This is a genomic window from Homoserinimonas sp., from assembly GCF_056262345.1.
In genome coordinates, this window is sequence record NZ_JBACFR010000096.1 from 1 (window position 1) to 2,050 (window position 2,050).

The following is a 2,050-nucleotide window of genomic DNA, read 5'->3' on the forward strand; positions in this document are numbered from 1 at the left end:
GATGTGTACTTTCGTGAGGACTACCTCCGCCCCGACCTCCACGTGCTCCTCCTTGACGGGGACACCGTGATCGCGCCGGGGCTCACCGCCCTCGATACCCGCGGGCACACCCCGGGTCATCAGTCATTCAGAGTCGATCTCGCCGACAAATCGATCGTGCTCGCCTGCGACGCCGCAGACCTCAGGGAGTGCATCGAACAGGTCCGCCCCTGTGGGTTTACGGCACGGCCGGGCGATGCGGATGCTGCGCTCGCCGCCATCCAACGGCTGGCCGCACTCGATCAAGAAGATGGTGTTGAGGTGTGGCCGGGCCATGATCCCGACTGGCACGCATGGCTGCGGGCGTGAGCCGCGCCGCGTCGCGCCTCGCAAGTTTCCCGCAGTAGGCGGCGCTAATATCGACACCATGCCCGAAACTCTCGTGTCCATCATCATGGGATCCGACTCTGACTGGAATGTCATGGCCGACGCCGCAGCGCTCCTCACGGAGTTCGGCGTAGCCCACGAGGTTGAGGTCGTTTCGGCGCACCGCACCCCCGACAAGATGATCGCCTTCGGCCGCGAGGCTGCGGGCCGCGGCATCCGCGTCATCATCGCCGGCGCTGGCGGCGCCGCCCACCTTCCCGGCATGGTCGCCTCCGTGACCACGCTCCCTGTGATGGGCGTTCCCGTTCCTCTCTCGCGTCTCGATGGCATGGATTCGTTGCTCTCGATCGTGCAGATGCCGGCGGGCATCCCGGTGGCAACCGTCTCGATCGGCGGGGCAAAGAATGCCGGGCTTCTTGCTGTGCGCATCCTCGCCTCGACCGACGCGGAGCTGTCTCAGGCTGTCGCTCAGTACTCGCTCGATCTCGAGGCGGCTGTCGAAGAGAAGAACGCCGCACTGAAGGCACGAATCGGCGCGTGACGACTCGACGAGAAGAAGGTCAGGGCCGGTGAGCGACAGCACGTTGCCGGTGCGGAACCCCGACACCCGCTCGCCCCGCATCATGACCACCAGGGCCTGGTGGCTCGTGGGGCTCAATGTGCTCATCCCCGGTTCTGTTCAGGTTCTCGCGGGCAACCGGCGACTGGGTCGCTTCGGGCTCGGCGCGACACTCGTTTTCTGGGCACTTCTCGTCATCGCGGCGATCATCTACTTCGTCGACCGCAACATTCTCATCGCCCTCGGCACCAATGTCATCGCCCTCACCATCGCCCAGATCTTTCTGGCCGCTTACGCGGTGTTGTGGTTGGTGCTCACCTTCGACACCCTCAGGCTCGTCCGCCTGGTGCGTGCGGCGCCGGGTGCCCGCCCGCTCATCGCCATCGTCGCCGTCGTTGCGCTCATTGCAACGGCCGGTGGCGCTGCGTATGCCGCCAACCTTGCCGGAGTGACGCGCAATACGATCGCCGAGGTTTTCGCCAGCGGTGACTACGAAGAACCGGTCGACGGCCGGTACAACATCATGCTTCTCGGAGGTGATGCTGGGCCCGACCGCGAGGGTCTGCGTCCCGACAGCATCTCCGTCGTCAGTGTCGACGCAGAGACCGGGTCAACCACCATCATCGGGCTGCCCCGCAACTTCGAGAACGCCACTTTCTCGGAGGGGTCGCCCATGTTCGAGGCATTCCCCAACGGCTACGACTGCGGCGACGAGTGCCTGCTCGGCTATCTCTACACGGAGGGCGAGCAGCGCCCCGAGCTCTATCCCGACGCCGCCTCGCAGGGCAGCACTGCCGGAACAGAGGCAATGCGGGATGCGGTCGAGGGCGTCACAGGCCTCACCATTCAGTACTACGTGCTCGTTGATATGCAGGGCTTCTCGCAGCTCATCGACGCGCTCGGCGGCATCGATATCGATGTCCCGGAGCGGCTGGCCTATGGCCCTGTCACCAGCAAGACACCCTACGGATACTTCGACGCTGGCCCCCAGCATCTCAACGGCGAGATGGCGCTCTGGTATGCCCGGTCGCGCTTCGACGGCAACGACCTGCAGCGCATGGAGCGTCAGCGTCAGGTGCAGGAGGCGATCATCCAGCAGATGGATCCCGCCAATGTCGTGACCAA

Annotated in this window: 3 protein-coding genes; all 3 read left to right on the top strand. The window is 65.1% G+C overall.

The window, feature by feature from the left end; translation table 11 throughout:
- Nucleotides 1-348, top strand: a 348-nt coding sequence (locus AC062T_RS04960; RefSeq protein WP_476027945.1) for an MBL fold metallo-hydrolase, incomplete at its 5' end; no start/stop codon positions are given.
- Between the two features lie 58 nt (nt 349-406).
- The gene (gene purE / locus AC062T_RS04965) at nt 407-907 is read left to right on the top strand and encodes a 5-(carboxyamino)imidazole ribonucleotide mutase (protein WP_476027947.1); all 501 of its coding nucleotides are present in this window, start codon (nt 407-409) and stop codon (nt 905-907) included.
- Nucleotides 908-935: 28 nt separating this feature from the next.
- A partial coding sequence (locus AC062T_RS04970; protein WP_476027949.1) for an LCP family protein occupies nt 936-2,050 on the top strand: 1,115 nt, incomplete at its 3' end.